Origin of the sequence: Crenothrix polyspora, assembly GCF_900163755.1 — a bacterium.
Lineage (GTDB): Bacteria > Pseudomonadota > Gammaproteobacteria > Methylococcales > Methylomonadaceae > Crenothrix > Crenothrix polyspora.
On sequence record NZ_FUKI01000005.1, the window covers coordinates 1 to 26,717 of the forward strand.

The 26,717-nt window shown below is 50.0% G+C and carries 18 protein-coding genes; 10 read left to right on the forward strand and 8 right to left on the reverse strand.

Annotated elements, in window-relative coordinates:
- Positions 1-315 precede the first annotated feature (315 nt).
- Together CRENPOLYSF2_RS00785 and CRENPOLYSF2_RS00790 are read right to left on the reverse strand one after the other, a co-directional pair.
- Positions 316-1,239 (reverse strand): alpha/beta fold hydrolase, encoded by a 924-nt coding sequence (locus tag CRENPOLYSF2_RS00785; protein ID WP_087142070.1) that lies wholly within the window; start codon positions 1,237-1,239, stop codon positions 316-318.
- A gap of 165 nt (positions 1,240-1,404) precedes the next feature.
- Positions 1,405-1,755 carry a four-helix bundle copper-binding protein gene (locus CRENPOLYSF2_RS00790; protein WP_087142071.1) on the reverse strand — a complete coding sequence of 117 codons (351 nt, stop codon included), beginning with the start codon at positions 1,753-1,755 and terminating at the stop codon, positions 1,405-1,407.
- Between the two features lie 285 nt (positions 1,756-2,040).
- On the opposite strand from CRENPOLYSF2_RS00790, the gene CRENPOLYSF2_RS00795 reads away from it, so the two are divergent.
- From CRENPOLYSF2_RS00795 to CRENPOLYSF2_RS00835, 9 genes are all read left to right on the forward strand, one after another.
- Positions 2,041-3,093: an OmpA family protein gene (locus tag CRENPOLYSF2_RS00795; protein ID WP_087142072.1), complete on the forward strand. Its 1,053-nt coding sequence runs from the start codon at positions 2,041-2,043 to the stop codon at positions 3,091-3,093.
- A 228-nt stretch (positions 3,094-3,321) separates the two neighbouring features.
- Positions 3,322-3,951, forward strand: a complete 630-nt coding sequence (locus CRENPOLYSF2_RS00800) for a BON domain-containing protein (RefSeq protein ID WP_087142073.1) — start codon at positions 3,322-3,324, stop codon at positions 3,949-3,951.
- Positions 3,952-3,953: 2 nt separating this feature from the next.
- Positions 3,954-5,084, forward strand: a complete 1,131-nt coding sequence (locus CRENPOLYSF2_RS00805; protein WP_087142074.1) for a DUF1207 domain-containing protein — start codon at positions 3,954-3,956, stop codon at positions 5,082-5,084.
- A gap of 85 nt (positions 5,085-5,169) precedes the next feature.
- Positions 5,170-5,322 (forward strand): DUF3096 domain-containing protein, encoded by a 153-nt coding sequence (locus CRENPOLYSF2_RS00810; protein WP_419185535.1) that lies wholly within the window; start codon positions 5,170-5,172, stop codon positions 5,320-5,322.
- 36 nt (positions 5,323-5,358) lie between these two features.
- A complete protein-coding gene (locus tag CRENPOLYSF2_RS00815; RefSeq protein ID WP_087142076.1) occupies positions 5,359-5,517 on the forward strand; it encodes a DUF3309 family protein in 159 nt (52 codons plus the stop codon).
- A gap of 146 nt (positions 5,518-5,663) precedes the next feature.
- Positions 5,664-14,369: a glycoside hydrolase family 94 protein gene (locus CRENPOLYSF2_RS00820; protein WP_087142077.1), complete on the forward strand. Its 8,706-nt coding sequence runs from the start codon at positions 5,664-5,666 to the stop codon at positions 14,367-14,369.
- A gap of 81 nt (positions 14,370-14,450) precedes the next feature.
- On the forward strand, positions 14,451-14,885 hold the full coding sequence (locus CRENPOLYSF2_RS00825) for a DUF2721 domain-containing protein (RefSeq protein WP_087142078.1): 435 nt from the start codon (positions 14,451-14,453) through the stop codon (positions 14,883-14,885).
- Between the two features lie 21 nt (positions 14,886-14,906).
- Positions 14,907-16,220, forward strand: coding sequence for a YihY/virulence factor BrkB family protein (locus CRENPOLYSF2_RS00830; protein ID WP_087142079.1), 1,314 nt, complete (start codon positions 14,907-14,909; stop codon positions 16,218-16,220).
- A gap of 372 nt (positions 16,221-16,592) precedes the next feature.
- A complete protein-coding gene (locus CRENPOLYSF2_RS00835; RefSeq protein ID WP_087142080.1) occupies positions 16,593-18,314 on the forward strand; it encodes a beta strand repeat-containing protein in 1,722 nt (573 codons plus the stop codon).
- 156 nt (positions 18,315-18,470) lie between these two features.
- On the opposite strand, the gene CRENPOLYSF2_RS00840 is transcribed toward CRENPOLYSF2_RS00835, so the two are convergent.
- The 6 genes from CRENPOLYSF2_RS00840 to CRENPOLYSF2_RS00865 all read right to left on the reverse strand — a co-directional run bounded on the left by CRENPOLYSF2_RS00840 (position 18,471) and on the right by CRENPOLYSF2_RS00865 (position 26,315).
- On the reverse strand, positions 18,471-19,043 hold the full coding sequence (locus tag CRENPOLYSF2_RS00840) for a YceI family protein (protein WP_087142081.1): 573 nt from the start codon (positions 19,041-19,043) through the stop codon (positions 18,471-18,473).
- 235 nt (positions 19,044-19,278) lie between these two features.
- Positions 19,279-20,130 carry a response regulator gene (locus tag CRENPOLYSF2_RS00845; protein ID WP_087142082.1) on the reverse strand — a complete coding sequence of 284 codons (852 nt, stop codon included), beginning with the start codon at positions 20,128-20,130 and terminating at the stop codon, positions 19,279-19,281.
- Positions 20,131-20,170: 40 nt separating this feature from the next.
- Positions 20,171-22,696: a PAS domain-containing sensor histidine kinase gene (locus CRENPOLYSF2_RS00850; RefSeq protein WP_087142083.1), complete on the reverse strand. Its 2,526-nt coding sequence runs from the start codon at positions 22,694-22,696 to the stop codon at positions 20,171-20,173.
- A 135-nt stretch (positions 22,697-22,831) separates the two neighbouring features.
- Positions 22,832-24,415: an ATP-binding protein gene (locus tag CRENPOLYSF2_RS00855; RefSeq protein ID WP_087142084.1), complete on the reverse strand. Its 1,584-nt coding sequence runs from the start codon at positions 24,413-24,415 to the stop codon at positions 22,832-22,834.
- Between the two features lie 24 nt (positions 24,416-24,439).
- Entirely contained in the window at positions 24,440-25,900 is a 1,461-nt protein-coding gene (locus CRENPOLYSF2_RS00860; RefSeq protein WP_087142085.1) for an ATPase domain-containing protein, read from the reverse strand.
- Positions 25,893-26,315, reverse strand: a complete 423-nt coding sequence (locus CRENPOLYSF2_RS00865) for a hypothetical protein (RefSeq protein ID WP_087142086.1) — start codon at positions 26,313-26,315, stop codon at positions 25,893-25,895. Before CRENPOLYSF2_RS00865 ends, CRENPOLYSF2_RS00860 begins: the two co-directional genes overlap by 8 nt.
- A gap of 194 nt (positions 26,316-26,509) precedes the next feature.
- Here CRENPOLYSF2_RS00865 and CRENPOLYSF2_RS18960 point away from each other — a divergent pair.
- Positions 26,510-26,717, forward strand: a 208-nt coding sequence (locus CRENPOLYSF2_RS18960) for a FitA-like ribbon-helix-helix domain-containing protein (protein ID WP_419185534.1), incomplete at its 3' end; no start/stop codon positions are given.

Below are 26,717 nucleotides of genomic sequence, written 5' to 3' on the forward strand. Positions count from 1 at the left end.
AAATGCCAAACACTATATCGCCTTATGGCATGTTTAATAAAGGTTTTTAATGCGTTTGCCCTGGTCTTGCTCCACCCCTCTGTGTTACGCTATTGCGCTTATGAACGGCTGGTTGTCGCTTGGTATTTCTTTCATGGTAACTCCCTATACAGTGTTTTCACAGTTCAATAGTTACAGCGTAACCGTTCGCACTGAGCTTGTCGAAGNNCTGAGCTTGTCGAAGTGTGCCGTTCATGCTTCGACAAGCTCAGCACGAACGGTGGCTGTAACTGTTCTAAATTGAAAACGCTGTAGATAGTATGGCTAAACTCGCCATCATCTATTTAATAGCGGTTGCTGACTATACTCAATCGGCAACTTTCCTATCAAGGTAGGTGGCCTACCCAAAGATTTAATCTGCGTTAAAGTAGGGGTTGCAAACGCCTGTAAGAAACCCAACAAATCAAGATTAAGTTCGTCTTTATGAGTCTCAGTAAGGCCGTGCGAACCGCGAGGGTATACCTTTAAGATAGCGTTGTTTATCAGTTTAAACGAAGCATGAGCTGAAGCACCAATCGGCACAATTTGGTCGTCACTGCCGTGGATAATGAGCGTTGGCACATCAATTTTCTTCAGATCCTCAGTGAAGTCAGTCTCCGAAAACGCCTTGATACACTCAAACTGGTTTTTGAGGCCGCCTTGCATACCCTGCAACCAAAAAGTATCTACAACATGTTGATTAACGGTTACGCCAGGCCGGTTATAGCCATAAAATTTTCTCGCGAGTTCTTTAAAACATTGTGAACGGTCGTGGCTAACGCCAACGCGAATATCATCGAAGATTTTGACAGGCAGCCCCGCAGGATTATTAGCCGTCTTGAGCATCACCGGTGTTACCGAGCCTATCAATACCAGCCTTGCCACTCGTTTACTGCCATGACGGCCTAAATAACGGACGACCTCTCCGCAGCCCATTGAATGCCCCACCAGCGTAAGATCGGCTAAATCCAGCGCTTCGATAAGTGTTGAAAGATCATCGGCAAAAGTGTCCATCTCGTTACCGTGATGGGATTGGCTTGACCTGCCGTGGCCGCGACGGTCATGGGCAATACAACGGTAACCGCGGGCTACCAAATACAACATTTGATCTTGCCAAGCATCGCCCGTCAGTGGCCAACCGTGGCTAAATACAACAGGCGGGCCAGTTCCCCAATCTTTATAATAAATTTCTGTGCCATCTTTAGTGGTGATTGTGCTCATGGTTGTGTCCTTGATTGTTTTAATGGGCTTGTTTATTGTTCATTTACTGCCGTCACTCGTCTGAGGATGGCCATTTATAACAGCGGTAACTGACAACCTTGCCACCACAAGCAGATAGGCATACCGCTATCGCCAACAGGTCTGTATGCTTAACCCTGTTATCAGTTAATGCTGCATACTTGCCATTTGCCGACAGCTTTCGGCACAGACGCGGCAAGCTTTAACACATTCATCCATACCGCCAATCTCCTCACAACTAACTGCGCATGCCGCACAAATTTCAGCGCACACTTGGCAAACACGGTGATGAAAAGTTGAACTACTGAGTTGAAAATTGGCTGATGTATGGCAAATTTCAGCGCAATTTAACATGAGACGAAAATGCGTAGCTTCAACGTGCTTGCCACCTGCTTCAAGGCAGTGATTCAACGCGGTTTGCAAGCAAATCTGATGACAATGGTTGCATGCCGCGATACAGGCTTGTAGGCTGAGTTTATGTGGCGCTGAGTGATTCATGGTGTTTTTCCTAAAGATTTAATAATGAATAAAATCCCCCAGCCAAAACCAATCTTCAGCGAGAGACGGGGTATATCAACCTTGAACCTACTTTAATCATAACGTGAGCTGCGTTCAGTACGTTGTCGCACATAAGGGCACATTAAAGACGTGCAAAATAATTTTCCTATATTGGTTTTATGTGCGCTGACGCACAGACGGGTCATGAATGTTGTAGTTAAGCTACACCTGAGACTGTTTAACAACAGCCCTTGCCTTAGTAAACCAAACAACAAGGAAAATATCATGTTAAAAAGAAATTTACTCACACTTGCGGTATTCACGGGCGTAGGATTTTTACCGTTGGCACAGGCTGTCGATCAACCCCCCGATAATCGCTGGTATGTAGCGCCGTTTGGCACTTACGTAAAACCCGGTGGTGACAGGCATTCTGATATAGATGGCTACGGCGCTGGTATGGGACTTGGTAAAATGCTTAGCGAACATTTTAATGTTGAGTTAAGGGGATTTTATAACGGTTTTGATGATACCAACCCACGCCCTGACGGCAGCAAAGGCCAATGGGATCTGGCTGGCGGCACGGCTGATTTGCAATACTATTTTTTCCGCGACACCTTTTCACCTTATGCGGTTTTAGCCGCCGGTGGCATGAACAGCTATGTCAACGGCAAAAGTGGTGTGGGTGTTATTGGCGAAGCGGGCGTAGGTTTCACTTACGCGCTGAATGACAACTTCCTGATCCGCAGTGATGTGCGTTACCGCTACAACAATAATCTCAACGCGCATTTAAACCCGGGGACTGACGAATTCCATGACCTGGTTGTTAACGTTGGCTTTGTTGTGCCTTTCGGTCCTAAGCCGGTTGCTGCCGCAGAGCCTGCACCCACATCGCCGCCAGATTGCTCTACACTGGATTCGGATGCCGACGGTGTCAATGACTGTATTGACAAATGCCCAGGTACTATCAACGGTAGCCAGGTTGATGATCAAGGCTGCCCCATCCGACTTGAAATCAGAGGTGTCAATTTTAAATTCGATTCCGCAGAACTGACTCCCAGCGCCATGAGTATTCTGGATGGTGTTGCCGACAGCCTGATCAAGTTCCCACAAAAAAATGATATCGAAGTCCAAGGCCATACCAGTAGTGAAGGCACTAATCGATACAATTTACGCCTCTCACAACGCCGCTCGCAATCGGTGGCTGACTACCTGAGCCAAAAAGGTGTCACTAACAAACTGACAGCAAAAGGCTACGGTGAAGATCAACCGATTGCCGATAACAGCACCCAAGATGGTAGAGAAAGAAATCGTCGTGTTGAACTGATCTGGATTGAATAACCAAAACCGGAATTTCTGATTACCTTGCCTGGTACAAGCTGCTGCATAAGTAGCTTGTACCCCTATAATCCAAGCCGTATCACTCATACACGCCTTATGTACGATACCGTACAGACAGCACCTGATCATCTTACTAAAATCGAACCGAAGTTGGCGATTAAGCCAGACAATTGTACTACCCGCACTGATTCAGTAATCTTATAAACATTATAACCAAAGGAATACCCCATGAAAACGATACCTACCACCCATAAAATACTGGTAATGACCTGTTTATCCGCTGTTATCGGTCTGGCCGGTTGCCAACCCGAAGATGCGACTGAGAAAGCTGAAAAAAAAATCGAAGCGGCCAGTGAATTAGCCGATAAAACCATTGATAAATCTCATAAAGCCGCCGACAATCAAATTAAAGGCATAGAAAAATCCTTGGATGAAAATGCCGAACAAGCCAAAGACACTATCGACCAATCTACCGACAACTCTAAAGAAATGTTAGAAAAATCTGAAGACAACGTGGACAACGTGTCTGAACAAGCCGAAGAAAAAGTGGAACAAATAAAAGACGATGCCGAGAAAAAACTCGATGACATCAAAGCTGCAACCCCTGTTGTTAAGCCAGAAGTAACCGGTGAAAATCTGGATGACTCCATGATTACCTTAAAGGTTAAAACCGCCATTATGGGGGAAGCGTTACTTAATGCCTCGCATATTAATGTGGATACCGTTAATGGTGTCGTTAAATTAAGCGGCACGGTCGATTCTGAAAAAAATATCGTCATTGCAACAAAAGCGGCTAACAGTCAAAAAGGTGTCAGTGCGGTACAGTCAGACCTGACTGTTGATATCAAGAACAAATAGCCATGAATTATCCACGATGGTTACCTGTGCTTGGCGTTATGCTGGTATCGACAACCGCCCATGCCAGCACAGCAGATGACACCTACATTGCCGGTTATGCCGCTGGCCTATTAAAGCAAACCTTGAATATTGATAGGCCGTCATTACTCGTGAAAGATGGCGTTATTACTTTGCCGGCTCGCAGTCTGGCCGCTGCCGACCAAGATAAGGCGGTGCAATTATTATCGAATATACCCGGCGTGAGTGCGGTCAATGTGGCAGAAATATCCAGCCAACAAGCGATTGATGGTTTTTACCAGCCGGTGCAAGTGGCGGGCGACAAAATAGTGTCAAATACCAACGCTACCGTGCTGCCGGTAGGTTTGCTGCCATCAGGGCATTTGTTCAAGCCGTTATTGGCTGATCCGCGTTGGGCGCATTTTTCAGCGGCTTACCGTAATTACCAGAGCAGTAATTTTGATGGCCGGGACATCGCCTCGGTGAGTTTTGGTGAAACCATTCCTTTTTATCGCGGCAATATTGGCAAATCCACCGTGCAATGGGAGACGGGTCTGCAAGCCGGTGTGTTCAGCGATTTCAATCTGAGTGCGTCATCGTCTGATCTGGTAAATACCGACTTTATCGCCTCTATTTATTCGAGTATGCGAGCCGGTCACTTTTCAGCGTTTGGTCGGCTTTACCATCAAAGCTCGCATCTGGGTGACGAATTTCTATTGCGCGATACCAATTCAAAATTCGAGCGGGTTAACCTGAGTTACGAAGGCGCAGACCTGAAGCTGTCTTACGAATTTCCTTATGGGATACGCGTTTACGGTGGTGGGGGCGGTATTTTTCATCGGGAACCGTCGGCACTTAAAATTTGGTCTACCCAAGCGGGTATTGAATTCCGTAGCCCGTGGCGCATTGATTTTGCTTCACTACGGCCTATTGTGGCGGTAGACATCAAAAATTATGATGAAAATAACTGGAGCACAGATATATCGGCCAGGGCCGGTGTGGAGTTTGATAATTTACAATTATTAGGCCGCAAACTGCAAGTGCTGGTTGAGTATTATAACGGTTACTCACCCAGTGGCCAGTTTTACAAAGAGAAAGTGGAATATGTGGGCTTGGGGGCGCATTACCATTTCTAAGCTGAAAATACCGATAACCCGTGTCCGTTGTTCAACACAGTCAGTGTATTTGTTTCCCCTTACCTAAAGGAGTCTCACCATGAATTTGAATTTCGCAATCGAACCCATACTGTCCCTGGTGATGGGTATATTAATTTTGATGATACCGAGATTTTTAAATTATTTCGTCGCCATCTATTTAATTGCTATGGGTGTTTTAGGGCTTATGCACATGCCGCTTAAGTTAGGGCATTTTTAGACCACTTCCGTTTAACGTTTTTTAAGGAACACTACCATGTCAATAGGCACAATATTACTGCTCGTTATCCTCCTGATGCTTCTGGGAGTCATCCCCACCTGGCCACACAGCCGTAGTTGGGGTTATGGCACCAGCAGCGGGCTTGGGCTGGTACTGATTATCTTACTGGTTCTGGTTTTAATGGGCATAGTTTAACCACTGTATAACACTGCTACGCTTGTACCTAGACAGGTAAAGCCAATGCTGATCGTATTAACGGGTTGCTTTTGGAGACGAGTACGCTACACCCTCTATCGCCGATAGTGACCCACTTATTTTGTGTGGGTTCGGAGACTCAAACCATGGCGAAGCAACAAGAACAACGGCAACATACCAGAGTCGATCACCCTGGTGGTGAAGAAACCCCCATCCGCTTTGAATTATTCAGTACCGAACGACTCGAACAGCATGGGGTCAGTTTGGCGCAAGCGCAAAAGATCAGCGCTGATAAGCAGGGTCAAAAGCTGATACCCAGGGTACAGGAAAATTCCCGTGTCTTACTGGCCGCCTATCAAGCCGTTTCCAAAACCGCCCATGAGCAACATGCGATTACCCCCGCTGCTGAATGGCTGTTGGATAATTTCCATGTCATCGAAGAACAGGTCAGCAATATATTAGGCGACTTGCCTGAACACTATTACCTGGAATTACCCAAATTAGCTGAAGGTGTGTTGGCCGGCTATCCGCGTGTTTACGGCATTGCCTGGGCCTTGGTGGCGCATACCGACAGCCGTTTTTCCCCCGATTTATTGACGCATTTCGTGCGTGCCTACCAAAGCGTTGAACCGCTTACCCTCGGTGAACTGTGGGCGATACCGATTACCCTGCGCGTTTTGTTGATTGAAAATCTACGTCGCTTTGCGGTGCGTATTATGCGGGCTCAAGCCGGTCGCCTGCTAGCAGATAGTTTTGTTGACCATATCGAACAACTTACTCACGGTGATAAGGCTGACTCGACCTCGTTTGCCGGAGTATTACCTGCCGTACCTTTGCGTCAGGCCTACGCAGTACAAATTCTACAACGCTTACATGATCCCCATCCCGGCACCACGATTTCCCTGGATTTTCTGAATGACTGGCTTAGCGAACAAGGTGTCAGTATCGATGAAATTGTCAATCGCGAACACGCCACCCAAATTGCCGGCAATCTATCGGTTCGCAATATTATCATCAGTATGCGGGCGATTTCTGCATTCGACTGGTCACAATTTGTTGAAGATGCCAGTCTGGTAGACCAGTGCCTGCGAACCCACGACGGTTACGCGGCCATGGATTTTCTGACACGCGACCGTTATCGCCATGCCATTGAAGATTTGGCTAGGCGTTCACCGCATTCAGAATTGGAAATAGCCCGTAAAGTAATCGACACGGTTTTGTGTGCCAACCAACAGCCTGTTCATGACGGACAACGGCAAGAACCGGGCTATTATTTGATCGGGGCAGGGCGATATGCGTTTGAACAAAGCCTTAACTTTCAACCGTCATTTAAACAACGGTTATTGCGACGCTATGTGTCCCATGCCGGCATCGCTTATGTGGGCAGTATCGGCCTGTTGACAGCATTGTTGCTTGCACTGCCACTGAGTGCCAGTCTGGCGGCAGGACTTAGCCAATTTTATGTGCTCTTATTGGCACTGTTTGCCGTGTTTCCAGCCTCGGACATCGCCGTCAACCTGATGAACCGGTTTATCATCGGTAAGCTACCCCCGCGCCATATACCACGGCTAGCCCTCAAAGACGGTGTGCCCGAAGCACTCAGTACTTTCGTCGTCGTGCCGACGCTGTTCGTCAACAACGCCAGCGTAAAAGACCAGGTCGAGCAAATGGAAATCCGCTATTTGGCCAATCCAGATCAACATGTGTACTTTGCACTGCTGTCCGATTGGGTAGATGCCGAACAGGAAACCCTGCCCAATGACGGCCACTTGCTGAACACGGCGCTTTCCGCCGTGGCTGCACTCAATGCCAAGTACGATACACAACGCTTCTTTGTCTTCCACCGTAAACGCTTGTGGAACCCACGCGAGGGCAAATGGATGGGCTGGGAACGCAAGCGCGGCAAACTACACGAATTTAACCGGTTGCTACGCGGTGCTACTGACACCTCTTTTTTGCCGATTGCTGGCCAACCTGCCGTAGCTCCGGCAGGTATCTGTTATGTCATTACCCTGGATGCTGACACGAAATTACCCATGGGTGTGGTCGCACAGTTAGTGGGTGTGGCAGCGCATCCACTCAACCGCCCCGTATTTGATCCCAAAACCCAGTGCGTCGTTGAAGGCTACGGTATTCTGCAACCCCGCGTCACCCCTACTCTGCCGTTGCGGCAAGAACATTCCCTGTTTCATCAGGTTTTTGCCGGGGTTTCCGGTACCGATGCTTATGCAAGCTCGGTCTCTGAACTGTATCAGGATTTGTTCGCGTTGGGCACGTACAGCGGCAAAGGCTTGTATCACGTCGATGCTTTCGAAGCTACTTTGGCAGGGCGCGTCCCCGATAACACCCAGCTCAGCCATGACCTGTTCGAAAGTGTTTACGTACGCTGTGTACTGGTCAGTGATATCGAATTTTTTGAAGAATTCCCCTCGCACATCGAAGTGGCGGCATCGCGGGAGCACCGTTGGGCGCGTGGTGACTGGCAGTTGTTACCGTGGATATTGGGGCCGCGCGGCAAAGGTATGCCCATGATAGGGCGTTGGAAAATGCTGGACAATTTACGGCGTTCGCTGTCAGCACCGGGGGCTTTTTTTGCCTTAGTGGCAACATGGTCTATCCCGAATGCACCGCAGTTAATACTGATGGGCTTCGTGTTGACGGCCTTGGCCTTCCCTGTTATCTCTGCACTGATCAGCGGGTTTAGCGTGCCGCGTCGTGGCACCTCGTTGAGCACACATTTACGCACGCTAGCAGAAAATGTGCTATTGGCCAGCGGCAACAGCGTGGTGGCACTGACCTTACTGGCGCAACACAGTTGGCTCATGATGGATGCGATTGCCACCACGCTGGTGAGATTGCTGATTACCCGAAGGCAAATGCTGAAATGGGTAACGGCCCTGCAAGCCAAGACCACGTCTACCCACGCCCTGGGCAACCTCATCCGGCCGTTATACCGCTCAACCGCTATGGTGACGGGCGCTGGAACGGTAGTGCTACTTTGCAATCCTTCAGGCATCACCCTGGCAGCCCCGTTTCTGTTGTTGTGGTGGCTAGCGCCGGTTATTGCCCACGCCTTGAGCCTGCCACCCAAAATTGACAGGGCAGAAGCGCTGTTGCCCGAAGACAGCATAAAACTGCGTTTGCTGGGACGGCGTATCTGGCGGTTTTTTACTACGTTTGTGACAGCAGAAGATCACTACCTGCCACCGGATAATTTTCAGGAAGACCCGCAACCGGTGGTCGCCCACCGCAGTTCACCCACCAATTTCGGTCTGTATTTATTGTCCGTTGTGACCGCACGGGATTTCGGCTGGTTAGGTATTATGGATACCGTCGACAAGCTTGAAGCTACGCTTAACACACTTAACAAACTGCCGCGCCAGCATGGGCATTTTTATAACTGGTATGATACCAGCAACCTGCATATCCTAGAACCGCGTTATATCTCCACGGTAGACAGTGGCAATCTGGCCGGCCATCTGCTCACGATGTCCCAGGCGTGTCGGGATATGCTAAGCCAACCGCTCACACTGTCTAACGCGTTGGCAGGCCTTAGCGACAGCCATCAACTGTTTATGGCCGCTTTGGTTGAAACGGCTGATGACCGGCGTACACTCACCGTTACCCTAAAAGAACTCCGACAAAATGGTCTCATCATCGGCGAAATTTTAGCTAGCCCTCCTGTTGATGCCAGTGACTGGAGTAGTTTATGGCGACATTTGACAGACTGCGTTGCCACCCTACACGACCTGGCATACACCTACGCGACCGAGCTTGATGAGCTGGACGACAACGAAATACTGGCCTGGGCGACCTTATTACGCAATGACATCCATTCCCACGTTCGTGACGTTAACCTCTTGCTACCTTGGCTACATTTCACGGCTGGCTTTAATAAGGTTGACGCCAATACAACACATCAAAATTCGCTCATCTTATCAACACCGCTGGCACTGGAGACACCGTTAGGCGGTCTTTCCGGCCATTATGCACAGTATTTGGCTGAACTATCGTCATCACCTTTGCAATCAACTGGCCTGGAAGAAATAGCAATAAAGCTACAGAAGGCCAAAACTCAGGCAGAGCAGCTGTCTTCACGGCTGGAAAGCCTAATTTCCCAGCTAGACACTTTGTTCCGTGACATGGATTTTCGCTTTCTGTATGACAAGGAATGCCATATGTTCGCTATCGGCTACCGTGTGAACGAAGGCACGCTAGACCCCAGTTACTATGATTTATTGGCCTCCGAAGCCAGGTTGTCAAGCTTCGTTGCCATCGCCAAGCGCGATGTGCCGAGTAGCCACTGGTTCCAGCTAGGACGACGGGTAACACGGGCGGCGCATGGCACGGTGTTGCTGTCCTGGTCAGGGTCGATGTTTGAATACCTGATGCCGTCTTTGGTGATGTACACGCCGCGCTATAGCCTGCTAGACCAGACCTGTCGGTTGGTGGTGAAGCGGCAAATTGAATATGGTCTGGAGCGCGGCGTGCCGTGGGGTGTTTCTGAATCGGCCTTCAATGGCCGCGACCTGTTCTTTACCTATCAATATTCTGCTTTTGGTGTGCCAGGTTTAGGTATAAAACGCGGCTTGGGTGAAGAACTGGTGATTGCGCCTTACGCGACGGCCTTGGCTGCCATGTACTTGCCACATGCCGCCGTAAAAAATTTGGAGCGCTTGGAACAAGAGGGTGCTTTAGGGCGCTTTGGCTTTTATGAAGCCCTCGATTTCACCCCGATCCGGCTGGCGGAACATCAACGCAGCGCCATCGTAAAATGTTATATGGCACACCACCAAGGTATGTCCCTGGTGGCGATTGCCAATGTAGTTCATGATGGCAGTATGCGCCATCGTTTTCATAATACCCCGTTAATTCAGGCAGCGGACTTGTTATTGCAAGAGCGCATCCCGTCGGGTGCCGATGTGAATACCGTGCCGTTGCTGGAAGTGCTGTCTGAAGTCAAAGAATCGGTACAACCGCCGGTACGCCGTGTGCCCTCCCCTACGGCTTCTGTACCTGCTGCACACCTGTTGTCCAATGGCCGCTATGCCGTCATGATCACCGCCGCAGGTTCAGGTTATAGCCAATGGCGTAACCAGGCGGTTACCCGTTGGCGTGAAGACGTGACCCGTGATGCCTGGGGCAGTTATCTCTATTTACGCGATGTGGCCAGCGGGCACGTATGGTCGGCTGGCTACCAGCCCACCACTGTTGAACCTGACAAATACGAGGTGTTTTTTGCCGAAGACCGTGTCCGCCTCACCCGCACCGATAATACACTGGTTAGTAGTCTGGAAATTGTCATTTCACCGGAGGACGATGCTGAAATACGGCGTTTGAGCCTGACCAATACCGGCACCCACACACGGGAAATCGAAATCACTTCCTATGCCGAGATTGTGTTGGCACCGCTTGCCGCCGACATGGCCCACCCCGCCTTTTCCAACCTGTTTATTCAGACCGAATATCTGCCCAAAGTACAGGGTCTGATTGCCCAACGACGGCCACGCATGTCCAGCGATCCGATCACCTGGGCGGCACATTTGCTGATCGGCCGCCAAACCGATGACGGGCTGCAATACGAAACCGATAGGGGGCGTTTTATTGGCCGTGGCCACTCCTTGCGCGAGCCTATTGCCGTGATGGATGGCCGCCCCTTGACCAACACCGTCGGTTATGTGCTTGACCCTATCTTCAGCCTGCGCACCCGAATACGCATTGCCGCCGGTGCCACCGAACATCTTACTTTTACCACTTTGGTGGCCAGCACACGGCTGGCGGTGGAAGAAGCCGCCGACAAATACCATAACCTGGGTGCTTTTGAGCGGGTGTCGTCTTTGGCGTGGACGCATGCCCATGTGCAACTACGGCATCTGCGCACCAAACCGGACGAGGCACAATTGTTCCAGGATCTGATCAGCCGTTTGCTGTATGCCGACCCTTGGCTGCGTCCCACCAGTAAAGTGATGCAATTGAATACCCTGAACGTCACTGAACTGTGGCGGCACGGTATTTCAGGTGACCGTCCCATTGTGTTGTTGCGGGTCACTGAACCGGAAGACCGGCTGATTGTTGAACAATTATTACGGGCTTATGAATACTGGCGCATGAAAGGCCTGGCTGCCGACCTGGTCATCTTAAACGAAAAAGAGCTGTCTTATGCCGGTGATTTGCAAACCTTGCTCGAAAGCCTGGTACGCGATAAACTGGCGCTGTCAGCCCACAACGAGCAGGAGGCACCGAGTGTTATTTTTGTTCTACGCGGTGAACAGCTATCACTGGAAGGTCGCTTGCTGCTGAAAACCGCCGCCCGTGTGGTGTTGGGCGGCAAACGCGGCACATTGGCCGAACAACTGTTGCGCCACCCGCGTCCAGTCGCGGCTTTCATTGCGCCCAAAGCACTATCAGCTCCCTTTAGCCCTGTACCCAAGCTAGCCATACCCACACTTGAACTCTTCAACGGGCTGGGTGGTTTTGGCGAAAACGGCCGCGAATACGTAATTGTGCTGGATAATAATCAATGGACACCGGCACCGTGGATTAATGTCATCGCCAATGCCGAGTTTGGCTTTACCGTCTCAGAATCTGGCAGTGGCTGCACCTGGTCGGGGAACAGCCGCGAAAACCAACTGACACCGTGGTCGAACGATCCGGTCAGTGACCCCCCTGGCGAAGTGTTTTACTTGCGTGATGATGAAACCAACGCGCTGTGGACACCGACAGCCCTGCCGATTCGGGTGGACAACACCCGTTATGTGATTCGTCATGGCTACGGCTATAGCCGCTTCGAACATGAATCTCATGGCATACACAGTGAGCTTTTGCAATTTGTCAGCACCGATGATCCGGTTAAAATTTCAACGTTAACCTTAACCAATACGTCTGGACGAACCCGACACCTAACGGTTGCAGCCTATGTAGAATGGGTACTTGGTGCATCGCGTTCTGTCACCGCACCGCACATCATCACCGAACTTGACCCCGACACCAACGCCGTGTTGGCTTACAATTCCTGGGGGGCGGAATTTGGCCAGCGCGTCGCCTTTGTCGACCTTGCCGGACGGCAAAATACCTGGACGGGAAATCGGACGGAATTTATAGGCCGTAATGGTAGCCTGTCTGCACCGGTGGCTTTACTCAATCCCCATCCTTTAAAAAATCGGCTCGGCGCAGGGCTAGATCCTTGCGCCGCTTTGGAAACCGCAGTCGAACTTGCCGCCAACGAAACGATTGAGCTGGTTTTTGTGCTCGGACAAGGTCGTGACCGTAGCCATGCCAAAGATCTAGTCCAACTTTATCGTGCCACCCCGCCCGCAACGGTGTTTGCCAAAGTGCAACACTCCTGGCAGCAAGTGCTCGGTAAAGTCCAGGTAAGTACACCAGACCGTGAACTGGATCTGCTGTTAAATGGTTGGCTGTTGTACCAAACCTTAAGTTGCCGGATGTGGGCCAGGGCCGGATTTTATCAGGTAGGTGGTGCCTTTGGCTTTCGAGATCAATTACAGGACAGCATGGCGTTGGTAGTTGCCAGACCTGATTTAACCCGCGAGCATATTCTGCGGGCAGCGTCACGTCAGTTTGGGGAAGGGGATGTGCAACATTGGTGGCATCCGCCTTCTGGCCGTGGCGTGCGCACGCATTTTTCCGACGACCGTATCTGGTTGCCTTATGTGGTCGCGCATTATCTCAAGGTGAGTGGCGATATTAACGTGCTGAATGAGCCTGTGGCGTTTCTGGATGGTGTTTTATTGGCGGCTGACCAGGATGATGTGTATTTCGAACCTATCCAGTCGCCAGAACACGCCAGTCTTTTCGAGCATTGCGCCCGTGCACTGGACTTGAGTTTGGCGACCGGTGTCCACGGCCTGCCTTTAATGGGCAGTGGCGACTGGAATGACGGCATGAATCGTGTCGGCGACCAGGGCAAGGGCGAGAGCGTATGGTTGGCGTGGTTTTTGATTGCGACATTGTCAGAATTTTCAGCAATAGCAGAAACTCATGGTGATATTGAACGTGCCACTCGTTGGCGCGAACACGCCACGCAGTTAACAGCAGCCGTGGAAAAAGAAGCCTGGGATGGCGCATGGTATCGACGCGCGTATTTTGATGACGGCAGCGCATTAGGTTCTGCTGCCAATGCTGAGTGCCGCATTGATTCGATTGCACAAAGCTGGGCGGTAATTTCCGGTGCCGCCGGTAGCGAACGCGCTGGGCGGGCAATGAATTCGGTACGTGAATTTCTGGTTCGATACGGCGATGGGTTGATATTGCTGTTTACGCCACCCTTCGACAAAACCCAGCGCGACCCTGGTTACATCAAGAGCTATCCACCCGGTGTGCGTGAAAATGGCGGCCAGTATACCCATGCGGCCATTTGGACAGTTATTGCCACCGCCATGCTGGGTGATGGTGACCAGGCAGCGGAATTGCTACGGATGCTAAATCCCATCAACCGTACCACCACCCGCACCGGCGTTTATGCCTATAAGGTAGAGCCCTATGTACTGGCGGCAGACATCTACTCGGAAGCGCCGCACACACGCCGTGGTGGTTGGACGTGGTATACCGGTGCATCCGGCTGGTATTACCGCGCCGGATTGGAATGGATCTTGGGTTTGCAGGTACGCGCCGATAAACTGGTTTTTAATCCTTGTATTCCTAAAGCCTGGCGCAATTACAACCTGGTTTATCAGCATGGCAATAGCCGATATGACATCAGCGTTGAAAATCCGAATGGGGTATCACGCGGAGTCGCTTTGATAGAGCTGGATGACATACGGCAAACACAGGGTAATAGCATTATTTTATCAAATGATGGACAATCGCATTTAGTACGGGTGGTGTTGGGTTGATTATGCTCCAACTCAGCAGCAGATAGCATTCATGTTGGGTTACAACAAACCGTAATCCAACCTACAACCTACGTTTCGTTAATGATGACAGAACTGCCTGTTACTACCATTGCCCATGCCATTCAGTTGGCGGTAGCGCCTGTGTTTTTATTGACTGGTGTCGCCAGTATTTTATCCGTATTGACCCACCGCTTAGGCCGCATTATCGACAGGTCACGATTTTTACATAGCCAATCATTACTGGGAAATGAAGCCCATCAGGCTACCCAAATTGAGCTACAATCCTTAAAGCAGCGTGCCCACCTCATCCATTGGGCGATTGGTTTATGTACCACCTGTTTACTATTGATCTGTTCAGTCGTGGCGGTATTGTTTTTAGGCTCATTTATCGCACTCAATATAGCCCTGGTCATAGCGCCCTTGTTTGTGCTGGCCATGTTGTGCTTGATTACTGCGCTGCTTAATTTTATCTGTGAGATTTATCTGGCGACCGCGCACGTCCGTGGCGGGCCGTAATGCCAACGCATAACATCAACTATGAAACGTAATCTCATCCGCTTTATTAAAGACGATGTATGGCTGTTGCACGAGCAAAAATTGCCGCCTGTTCAAGCGGGCATCATCAAGGCACTAAAAATAATCCTGCTGGCTGTGCAGGGCTTTTCCAGCGACCTGTGTTTGCTTCGGGCTTCGGCGTTAACGCTGTACAGCCTGTTGTCGATAGTACCTGTTATTGCCATGCTGTTTGGCATTGCCAAAGGTTTTGGTTTTGAGACGATGCTGGAGCAGCGTTTAATCGAGCAAGCCCCTAAGCAGGATACCCTGGTCTTGCAGCTGATCAGTTTTGCCCGCAATCTGTTGGACAGCACCAAAGGCGAGGTGGTGGCAGGGATCGGCCTGATTGTGCTGTTTTGGACCATTATCAGTCTGATTGGCAATATCGAAGAGTCGTTTAACGCCATCTGGAAAATAGGCAACGGCCGCTCACTCAGCCGTAAGTTCAGCGATTATTTATCGCTGATGCTGTTGGCACCGGTGGTGTTAATCACCTCCAGCAGCATCACGGTGCTGCTCAACACAGAGATAACCTGGCTGATAACGGTGATCCACTTGCCCGCAGGTGGTACGGGGTTAGTGATTAAAGCACTGGGCTTGTTACCTTTGCTGTTGATGATCGGGCTGTTTGCTTTTACTTTTATTTTTATGCCCAACCATAAAATCAATATCAAAGCCGGTCTGGTTGCCGGCGTGGTCACCGGTATTTTGTATGACTTTTTGCAATGGGCTTATCTCAGCCTGCAAATTGGCGTGTCGGGCTATAACGCCATTTACGGCAGTTTTGCCGCCCTGCCCTTGTTTGTGGTCTGGTTGCAAACTGGCTGGATGCTAGTCTTACTGGGTTGTGAACTGGCATTTTTTCTACAAAACTATGAATCTTACCGCAATAACAACCGTTTTTCTGACCTAAGTTTTACCCTGCAAAAAGTCATTGCCCTGCAAATAGCCCATTTGATAGTCAAAAATTTCAGCCATTTTAATAAACCCTACACCGCCGCCGAAATAGCCACAAACCTGGTGATACCCATCGCCATTATTCAGCCGATTTTATCAAAATTAATGGCCAGCCACCTGATTGTCGAATTTAAAAATCAGGATGACGAGGATGAAGTTTACCAACCGGCAATGGCTACCGATAATCTGAGCATCGCTTTTGTTATTAATGCACTGGAACAGTGTGGACAAAACCAGTTGCCGGAGGTGAATCAAGAACATGTGTTTATGAATGCCGTCGATGAGTTCAGGTTATTAATGGAAACCTCTGAATACAATGGCTTGTTAAAAGATCGTTAGTTATTCCCAAGCTCCCTCTTGGGAATCCACAGGCCAAAAGCCCAAGCTTCGCAGGTTTCAGAAAGCTGACGCTTCCAAAACGGTGTTCCCAAGCAGGGGCTTTGGAACACGCATCAAAAAATATTTTTCCCTATGCGTGCTAACGAACAGAGATATTTTTACAAAAGCGTATAAATGATGACGCTCGTGTGAATTTTTATCCACTACCTGGAATTCACGATTCAAATCGTTAAAGACTTTCCTGGACAGGATAACGGGCACTAATCCAGTACACAAGCTGTACATGGCTTACTTTAATCGTCCAATCGATTTGGTAGGCCCAACTTCCATACCTCAAAAGTATGAACATAATGCTGGACTAGGAGAATAATCATGGCCATTTACGCACTCACTACAAATAATGACAACCTTGTTGGTACCACTGGTAACGACATTTTTAATGCCACCTATAATGCGGCCGTGACCGACACGTTTGGTGCTGGCGATTTCCTTAATGGCGGTGCCGGTATCGATACGCTCAATATTGCCCATATTATGGGCAACGCTGCCATCACACCACCGGATGCGCTGTGGACTAACATCAGCAATATTGAAAAGATTGTCTTTAATACCACAGGTGCAGGCGCACAAACCCTTACCAGCGGCATCAAATTCAATGCCGCCTTCTCAGTGTCGGGGGTTGATCTAACAACAATAACCTCCGGTGCCGGTGCCATTGACGTGACCCTGTCTTCATTTACGGGCGCTGCCACATTGACAACAACCTCTGTTGCAGGCGCGCAGACAATAGTAACGGGCGTGGCGCATTCTACAGTGAAAGCGGCATCCGGCGCTGGGGCACTGGATATTAAAGGTATAGGTCTTGCCAGCGCAGTGGCAACAACGACAGGTGCAGGCGCGCAAACTATCGGTGATGGCAGTGGCAATGGCGCTAACCTTGTCGCCGTAACAGCCACCTCTGTGGGAGGTGCGCAGACGATTATCAGCACCAGTGCCAGTGCGGTTACCGTCGCCGTCACTTCCGCTGCCGGTGTGCAAACTGTTATAACCGGTGCTGGCGCCGATGTTATAAACGCAGCGACAACCGCCACCGTCAATACCATTAATACCGGCGCTGGCAACGATACTATTACTGTACTGGCGACCGCTTCGGGTAATTATGCTGTCGATGGAGGTTCAGGTAATGACACCATGACGGGCGGTGCAGGTATAGACACACTGCTTGGCGGCCTTGGCAACGATAGCCTAAACGGGCGTGGCGGCGCTGACAGCATGACCGGCGGTGATGGCTCTGATCTTTATTATGTTGACAGTGCCGCTGATGTGGTCATTGAAACCAATGCTATCACCAGCACCGGCGGTATAGACACGGTAAACAGTTACCTTGGTGCGTATTCCCTGGGTGCCAATGTGGAGAATGGTCGTGTCATGGCAACAACAGTAGCCAATCTGACGGGCAATGGACTCAATAACGTGCTTTATGCAGGCGCTGGCAATAATACGCTTGACGGTGGTCTGGGCGTTGACACGGCTGACTACAGTTATACAAGCAGTTCCGTATCTGTAAACCTTTCGCTCACGCTGGCCCAGGCTACCACAGGTTCAGGCTCGGATAAACTCATCAGTATTGAAAATCTAACCGGCAGCATGTATAACGACACGCTGAACGGCAACGCAAGCGGTAATGTCCTGGATGGCGGTTTCGGCAATGACACGCTTGTCGGTGGTACGGGTAATGACACACTGATCGGTGGTATGGGTAGAGACGTGCTTACCGGCGGACTCGGTACCGACACCTTTGATTTCAACGCGCTATCTGAAATGGCTATCACTAAGAACACCTGGGATATAATTACCGATTTTGTGAGGGGGCAAGACAAAATTGACCTTACTACCCTGGATGCCAATGCTGCAACCCTAGCCAACGATGCTTTTATCGGTTTCATCAGTAGTACCAGTATCTTCACCACAGCAGGCCAATTGAGGTTATCGGGCGGCGTGCTTTATGGCAATACCGATACGGACAGTGCGGCAGAATTTTCTATCCAGCTGACCGGCATAACGGCGCTGACTACCAGTGATTTTGTGCTGTAAAGTCTTTGTCGCGGGTTTCCAAGCAACCGTTTGGAAACCCTCCGTGCGGTGAATATTGGTTCCCCACTGCCCCTCACATACTACCGCGGACCATCGGGATTAACGCGGCTATAGACGAAAGGTGGCTGTAAAAACACAAGCCCAAATCGATAGGACTCACAATAAATCTTTAGTTGCCTCAACCGGAATGTCGATCGTGACTTCATCACTGACATTGGGCGCATATTTGCCCATATCAAAATCCGTGCGCTTGACAACAGTAGTTGCGTTGGCTCCACAAGCAGTTTTGAGATAGATGGGGTGGGGCATACAGTGGAAGGAAGTAATTTTCAAAGACACCGGCTTACTGATGCCTTTCAAGGTGAGCGTGCCATCAATGGCCACCAGCTGGTCGCCAGCAAACTTAAGCTGGCTCGATTTAAAAGTTGCCGTCGGATATTTAGCGGTATCGAGAAAATCTTTGCCCTGGATATGTTCATTAAACAAAGTAGAACCGGTATTAACCGAGGTCATATCAACAGTGATATCGACTGTACCGGTTTTTGCCATACGGTCAATAACGATTTTACCGGCTGTTTTATCGAAGCGACTTAGCTGGGTTGAATAACCAAAATGGCTGTAGGAAAAACGTGGCAAGGTATGATTGCCGTCGATAGTATAGGTTTCGGAAGCGGCCAGTGCTGCGTTAGAAATTGTGCTTGCTAAAGCAATAAAAATGAGGTATTTCATAAAAATGCTCCTGGATTGAATGTAAAATTTATTAGCCACGGGTGGACTTATTTATTCAGGTATTGTTCCGCACGTCTTGTTGGGTGTCCCATTTTAGGAACGTGCATGAAATAACTTGAACAACTTAAACGCCACCACCGTTCGTGCTGAGCCTGTCGAAGCATGAACTTGCTTAAGTTATTTCGTGCGCGTTCCTTAGTTGGCAGCCCCAAAAGCATGTGCCCCGTCGTCCGCTTTACTGCATCACCACCGATGTATCCTTAGCAGACATGGAGGTCGTCACATCCTTACCTATGCCACAGTAACCGGCAAAGCGGCCAGAGAGGTTGAACATCGGCTCCCCACTCACCATGACATATTGCCGCGAGCCATTGGGATTAACCCGGCTGTAAACGAAATCCAGAAACGGTTGTCTGGCGGCTATATTTGCATCCAGCTTTGCCCGCTCAGCTTCATCCCAGAATACCCCCTGTGCTGGTATCGCTTTGCCTGATGCCTCATCAATCTGCACGCCAAGCATTTCCAGCACCGGTCCATAGATCTGGGTGAAATAGCCATCCTTGTCCTGCTCCCAATACCAATCAGACGACAATTCAGCCAGACGGCGAAAACGCGCTTCACTGGTACGCAGCTCAGCGGTGCGCTCCAGCACCGTTTGTTCTAGCAGTTCGTTATGCTGTTGCAGTTTTTTGTATAACAAGCGCACTTCCAGCATATTGTGGATACGGGTCTTAACTTCGACCAGGTCAAACGGCTTGCTGACAAAATCCTTTGCCCCCGAAGCAAGCGCCCGCAATTTATGGCCAGGCTCGGCGGTAATCACCAACACCGGCAGATAAGCCTCTGTTTCGATTGCTTTTAGGCCTTCCATGATCTGAAAGCCATCCATGCCCGGCATTTTCAGATCCAATAAGATAAGATCGTAGCTGTTTGATTGGTGCAAGGAACACACCGAATAAGGATCCGTTGTCGAGGTGACGCACACATAACCGGCACCCCGCAGCATTTCGCTAAGCAGCAATACATTGGAGGGCTGATCGTCTACGATCAGAATACTGGCGTTGTGAATTTCTTGATGGCTAATCATGGTGGTAGTCCGTTTTATGGGTGTCGATCAGTGTGTCGACTTATTGTAGTTCAGAAAATGTAAGTGCAGCATTCAAGGTATCCATAAACTCATTCACCTTGATGGGTTTCGTGAGATAACGGAAAAAACCGGCATCCAGACCTTTTTCAATGTCGCGTGGCATGGCGTTGGCGCTGAGCGCAATCACCGGTATATGTGCGGTAGCGGGGTCTTCACGTAATAGTTTCAGGGCGGTGATGCCACTGATGCCGGGCAGATTAATATCCATTAAAATAACATCCGGCTGCGCGGCGTGGGCAATCTCAATGCCACGTTTGCCGTTTTTTGCCGTCAACAAGCGAATATCGGAGCGCCGATCCAGCAGTGTTTCCATTAACATCAGGTTGGCCGGATTGTCTTCAACACACAGCACAGTGCGTAACAACGCATCGGCTTTTTCATGTGTCGTGATGACAGAAGAAGCTGTTTGATCATCAACCGTGTCGATAATATGTACGGTGACCGACGTGTTCAATTCAATCCAAAACACGCTACCCACCCCGACCGTGCTTTCCACACCAATTTCACCGCCCATCAATTCAACCAGGCGCTTGCTCACCACCAGGCCAATACCGGTGCCTTCCTCGACACCGGCTTCCTGCCCAAGCCGGTTGAACGGCTGGAACAATTGTGACAGCTTGTCTAGTGATAAACCCTCGCCGGTGTCATGGACACTGATACGGATACGCTCCGCCGTGTTCGGGTGGCAGGTGACTTCCACTGTACCGCCCACACGGTTGTATTTTATCGCGTTGGAAAGCAGGTTAATGATGACCTGCTTGACCCGTGTCCGATCTGCGCCGACAAAGCGTGGGCAATCTAATTGGGGGAAGATGAGGCGAATGCCACTTTTTTGCGCCTGTGGCTCAATCATGGCATGGCAATCGCCCAACACTTCCGTTAACGACACCGGTTCTGGCGACAAGGCCAGTTTGCCGGATTCAATCAAGGCGAGATCAAGGATTTCATTGATCAGTTCCAGCAGATACCAACCGGCCTGAAGAATCTGGTTGATGCTGGTTTTTTGGCTGGGGCTGGGTTGCGGCGCTTCCGATTCCATCAACTGGGCGAACCCCAAGATGGCATTGAGCGGTGAGCGCAACTCATGGCTCATGCTGGACAGAAAATCTGATTTGGCAAGATTGGCTTTTTCTGCGACGAACTTGGCGCTCTCCAGTGCCATGTTGGTTTCCTGCAAGGCCTGATCGAGCAATTTGCGCTCGGTCACATCCCGCGCAGCGGCAAATACGCCTTGTAATGTCCGGTCACGGTCGTAGAAAGTGGTGGCATTATAGGACACCACGGTTTCCTTGCCGTCCCAGGCACGCGCGGTGAGTTCATAGTTAGTGACTTTATTTTCGCTCAGTACCCGTTTGATACCGGCTTCAGCCCTATCGGGATCGGTAAAATAATTTTTGAACGGTGCGCCGATCAACTCGTCCCGTGTGCAACCGGTAAGCGCTTCCATCTGCTTGTTGACATCTGAGATGATGCCGGAGGGATCGGTGGTCATGATTGCATCGATATTGGCCTCAATCAGCGAGCGTGTGTAAAACTGCTGGTCGCGCAGGCGCTGATCAAGCTTCTTCTGTTCGGCTTCCACCTGCTTACGTGCCGTGTTATCGGTACCAATCAACAGATAACCTATGATGCCGTCTTGGGCATCGCGCAAGGCAGTAACTGAGACGACGGCGGGGAAGCGGCTGCCATCCTTACGGATGTAGGTGAGTTCGTAAATGTCTTCAATACCGCGCGAGGCCTTGAACACCAGCGCTTCAAAGCCCGGTGTGATGGGGGTGGCAAGCTCGGCACTCAGCGCCTTGGCACGCGCGATCACTTCCTGCGGGTCTGAAATTTCGGCGGGGGTGATCTTGTTCATAACATCGGCGGCCGCATAGCCCAACATACGTTCGGCCCCCACATTAAAAATCTGGATAACCCCCTTCGCATCGGTCGCGATACTGGAGAAATTGGCGCTGTTAAAAATGGCATTTTGCAACGCACCGGCCTTTATTAACGCCTCTTCCGCTTGTTTGCGAGCGGTATTGTCGGTGCCGATCAACAGATAGCCGATGATAGTATCTTGCGCATCGCGCAAGGCCGTAACTGAGACGACGGCGGGGAAGCGGCTGCCATCTTTACGGATATAAGTCAGTTCGTAAATATCTTCTATGCCACGCGAGGCCTTAAATACCAAGGCCTCAAAGCCTGGCGTAATGGTGGTTTCAAGCTCAATACTCAGCTCTTTGGCGCGTGCGATCACTTCCTGGGGGTCGGAAATGTCTGCGGGGGTTATTTTATTGATGACCTCGGCGGCGCGGTAGCCCAGCATCCGTTCCGCACCGACATTAAATATCTGGATAACGCCCTTGGCATCGGTAGCAATGCTTGAAAAATTGGCGCTGTTAAAAATTGCGTTTTGCAAAGCCCCGGTTTTAAGCAAGGTTTCCTGGCGTTGAATTTCAGTAATAATATCCACTGTACTGGCCTCGTCGCTAGCAGTAGAAATGAGGTCTATTTCAGACATGGCAGAGTTCCAGGATGAGGGTGAATATTAAATTGCGTAGCGTGTAGGGTGGGCAGGCATTTTTGCCCACCGGTACACATGATGGGGGGCAAAAAAACGCTGCCCACCCTACCTGGTTATCAAATACAGCAGTCATCAGGCTTGTTGCCCTTTATTACTTTGGATGTCGGGCGTTTTTGACAATGTGAGCGCATCGTTTAACGCGTTGATTAACTCTTTCACCTTAATGGGTTTGGTGAGGTAGCGGAAAAATCCCGCTTCCAGCCCCTGCTGGATATTGCTGGCCAAGGCATTGCCACTCAGGGCAATGAGGGGGATATGCGCGGTGCTTGGATCGAGTTGCAGCATTTTAAGCACGTCAATGCCGCTCATATCCGGCAACGTAATGTCCAACAAAATGATAGCTGGAAGCTGACTACGCGCCAATGCGATGCCTTGCACGCCATCAGATGCACTCAATAAACGCAAGTGCGGAAGATCACTAATAATATGCTCGACCAGCATAATATTGACCAAATTATCTTCCACATACAGCACGGTCGATAGGGCTGGATTGTTTTGCGTCATCGGTATAGGCGTGACGTTTGCCGTGGCGTTATCGACACTGTGCAGCGCACCATCACTCATCAGTTCGATCCAAAATTCACTGCCCACGCCCACCGTGCTTTCCACACCAATGCTACCGCCCATCAATTCAACCAAATGCTTGCTGACCACCAGGCCAATGCCCGTGCCTTGTTCAAGACCGGCTTCCTGGCCAAGACGATTAAATGATTGAAACAGCTGTGCCAGCTGTTCCGGTGACAGGCCTGCCCCGCTGTCTTTAATGCTGATGCGGATACGCGCTGTGGTGTTTAGGGTGCAGGCCACCTCAATCGTGCCTTGTTTACTGTTGTATTTAATGGCATTGGACAACAGGTTGAGCAGCACCTGTTTTACGCGCGTGCGATCCGCCTTGGCTAACCAGGTGTTATCTATCGGGTGCAAAATGATCTTAATACCGTGTTGCTGCGCTTGCGGTTCTATCATCGCCATACATTCGAGCATCACATCCATCAACAATACCGATTCTATCAGTAACGTTACTTTACCGGATTCAATCATCGCAAGATCAAGGATTTCGTTAATCAATTCCAGTAAATACCAGCCCGCCTTAATGATTTCATCAACCCGTAATTTCTGGGCGGGTGTTGGCCGTGGCGTACCCACCTCCAGCAATTGCGCAAAACCAAGGATGGCATTAAGCGGTGTGCGCAGCTCATGGCTCATGCTGGACAGGAACTCCGATTTGGCAAGATTGGCTTTTTCCGCCACCGCTTTGGCGATTTCCATTTGATCTTTAGTCATTTGAAGCTGTTCGGCCAGTTTTTGGGCTTCAATGGTAGTAATCACCAAGCGTTCGTTGACTTGCTGCAACATAAGCCGGTGTTCATCGGAGGCAATCTGTGCCGATTCTGTTTCCCGAATACCCTGCTCACGGGAGGTGGCAGCTTTTTCGCGTAAATGGACGGTTCCTTCACGCAAACCGGCGGCTTCTTCTCGTGCAGCGACGCATTTTCCACAATTTAGAGACGTTTTCCCGTTATCAATGTCGGTACTTTCCCGAAGCTGACTGTCGTTGCCACGCATAGCCAAGTGCTGATCTTTACTTTGGCTCAGCACACCCGCTTGGCCTGTCTCATCACTGTCAGGCATGCCATCATTGTTATGTGTCTTCATACCCACCGTTGATTACCTAACATTTTACGAATTGGCCATAGGCCGACCCGACATGATGCCGGCATAGCCGGATAAGGTTTCGCCAATCACAATGCCCTCGTCGGTAATATCAAACAAGCGGATGTCCTTGCTGTGCTCGCTGCCACGCACCTTAACAATGGAACACACCCGTTTAAATTGGCTGTCGATTTCAATATAGCGCTGCACAATAATGGCATCGGCCAAAAACGCGCTGCCAAACGGGCTAAAACGCAAATCCGTGTAACGGTCTTCCAGCTCCGAGGTCATTAAGATGGTCATACCCATGCCGGTCAGTTCGGCAATCATCCGGTACAATGATGCACGAAAATTTTCGCTGAACTCCGGTGCCAGTGCCAGTTCAAAGCCCGACAAGGAATCAATCACCACACGCTTGGCCTGCATCTTATTAATCATTTCGATCAAATCATGCAAGGTTTGATCAATCGACAAATCCAGGGAGCGGGTGTCTATCACCCCCACTTGCCCTGCTTTAACCAGGGGATATAATTTCTTGTCCAGCAATTGGTTTGGGGTCTTCTCAAAGGCGGCAATTACCCCAGGTTCGCCCCTACGCGCACCTTCGGCGAGAAATTCGGTGGCCAGTATGGTTTTACCAGAACCGGACGGCCCCACCACCAGCAGCGAATAACCCGCAGGCAAGCCCCCGCCCAACATATCATCCAGACCCGCTATGCCCATCGGCATCCGTCTTACCTCGATGTTCAGGTTTGCTATTGAATCCACCGTCGTGCCCTGTTTAATAATGGCACGCGGAAAAACCTGAATGCCGTCATCATTAATACGGAAGGTATGCAGCCCTGTGGCCTGGGCTTGGCCGCGCATCTTAACCACCTGCATCTTACGCACCATTGAATTGTGGTGCAGGTTTTGCGATAGCCAAATAATGCCGTCCGCCACAGTAAACACCGCGCTAGCTTCTGATTCCGGCGTCAGATATTCACCGATCAAAAAGGTGGTGGCCAACCAGCTGGTCATTTGCATGCCCAGTTGCTGGACAAAGTGCTGTAATTCCGATGCCCCCTGTTCGCCCTGCTTGGCGGATTGCACCACGGAGCGGAACGAATCCACAAACACCAGACTGGGGGCATAGTCTTTGACTTCTTCGCTAATGCGTGCCAAGACGCTGTCAAAATTGCCCTCCATAAGATCGGCGGACAGGTTGACGAAGCGGATGGAGTCGTTGACTTTGGCCAGATCAAAAAACGGAAACTGCTGCTGATAGCGCAGCATTTTTAACGCCGGTTCGCCCAGCACGGTGAAGAACAAGGCCCGATTAGTCGGGGTTGCCAATGAAAACATCATCTGGTTCGCCAGCGTTGTTTTTCCGCTGCCTGGCGTACCTGCCAACAGGTTAAAGGAAAACTCCGGCAAGCCACCACCCAATAGGTTATCCAGACCCGGTACACCTGTTTTTAAACGACGTATGCTGACCTTGTTACTCATGTTGAAACTCCTTGTCGACTTGTATTGAAGCAGCATTGCCCCAAGCCGAACGTAAAATACGGGTGGTTAACTGCTCGCCAATTAAGGAGGCCAGAATGTCCGTGAAAGTGATCAGTAGCACACTGTTTGCTTCTATAATTGTTGCAACGGTTTGTCCCTCAAAGCTTATTTTTAAATCCGCGAAAGGCTGGCCAGCCTGTGATGGCACAGCATCCACAGTAAGCCAGGGAAATGTCGATTGAGTCAGAAAGACACTGCGTGCGTAAAGTGAATGAAAGCCACCTTTGCCGACAATAGAAATGATTTGGGTCGCCATGAGCTCCCATAAGCTAATCGCGGTGTCCGCAATATTTTCAGTGTGCTGTGCCATGAGATTTTTAATGATCTGATGGCGCAGTATGTCACTCGTTTCCATAGGCACGTATCCATAATAAGTCGATATAACATTGGTGGTGGCTGCACTATACGTCAATACAGATCATTTGTTTAGGAACGACGTAAAATCGCATTATTCCGGTGAACAAGCTCCCTGCCACTTTAAATAGAATTTTGCAATCACCCCCAAACAAATGATAGCATTGATAGCAAATAAAACTTATGGTGTCTGTCATGTCCAGTTTAGTGGTTCGAAATCTCGATCAATCTATTATTAATGCCCTTAAAAAAAGGGCGGTGGAACATCAGCGTTCTACAGAAGCTGAACACCGTGCCATTTTGGCGGAGGTTTTGTTAAAACCAGCGCGTAAAACCTTTGCCCGACATTCCGCACCCCCCTACCCAGAATTTGCATATAATTTAACATACCGATTTCCAAGCA

Coding starts and splice junctions, on each gene's coding strand:
- CRENPOLYSF2_RS00830 (WP_087142079.1), top strand. CDS start 14,907: ATGAAACGTAATCTCATCCGCTTTATTAAAGACGATGTATGGCTGTTG.
- CRENPOLYSF2_RS00790 (WP_087142071.1), bottom strand. CDS start 1,755: ATGAATCACTCAGCGCCACATAAACTCAGCCTACAAGCCTGTATCGCG.
- CRENPOLYSF2_RS00860 (WP_087142085.1), bottom strand. CDS start 25,900: ATGAGTAACAAGGTCAGCATACGTCGTTTAAAAACAGGTGTACCGGGT.
- CRENPOLYSF2_RS00845 (WP_087142082.1), bottom strand. CDS start 20,130: ATGATTAGCCATCAAGAAATTCACAACGCCAGTATTCTGATCGTAGAC.
- CRENPOLYSF2_RS00785 (WP_087142070.1), bottom strand. CDS start 1,239: ATGAGCACAATCACCACTAAAGATGGCACAGAAATTTATTATAAAGAT.
- CRENPOLYSF2_RS00855 (WP_087142084.1), bottom strand. CDS start 24,415: ATGAAGACACATAACAATGATGGCATGCCTGACAGTGATGAGACAGGC.
- CRENPOLYSF2_RS00820 (WP_087142077.1), top strand. CDS start 5,664: ATGGCGAAGCAACAAGAACAACGGCAACATACCAGAGTCGATCACCCT.
- CRENPOLYSF2_RS00835 (WP_087142080.1), top strand. CDS start 16,593: ATGGCCATTTACGCACTCACTACAAATAATGACAACCTTGTTGGTACC.
- CRENPOLYSF2_RS00805 (WP_087142074.1), top strand. CDS start 3,954: ATGAATTATCCACGATGGTTACCTGTGCTTGGCGTTATGCTGGTATCG.
- CRENPOLYSF2_RS00825 (WP_087142078.1), top strand. CDS start 14,451: ATGATGACAGAACTGCCTGTTACTACCATTGCCCATGCCATTCAGTTG.
- CRENPOLYSF2_RS00815 (WP_087142076.1), top strand. CDS start 5,359: ATGTCAATAGGCACAATATTACTGCTCGTTATCCTCCTGATGCTTCTG.
- CRENPOLYSF2_RS00800 (WP_087142073.1), top strand. CDS start 3,322: ATGAAAACGATACCTACCACCCATAAAATACTGGTAATGACCTGTTTA.
- CRENPOLYSF2_RS00795 (WP_087142072.1), top strand. CDS start 2,041: ATGTTAAAAAGAAATTTACTCACACTTGCGGTATTCACGGGCGTAGGA.
- CRENPOLYSF2_RS00840 (WP_087142081.1), bottom strand. CDS start 19,043: ATGAAATACCTCATTTTTATTGCTTTAGCAAGCACAATTTCTAACGCA.
- CRENPOLYSF2_RS00865 (WP_087142086.1), bottom strand. CDS start 26,315: ATGGAAACGAGTGACATACTGCGCCATCAGATCATTAAAAATCTCATG.
- CRENPOLYSF2_RS00850 (WP_087142083.1), bottom strand. CDS start 22,696: ATGTCTGAAATAGACCTCATTTCTACTGCTAGCGACGAGGCCAGTACA.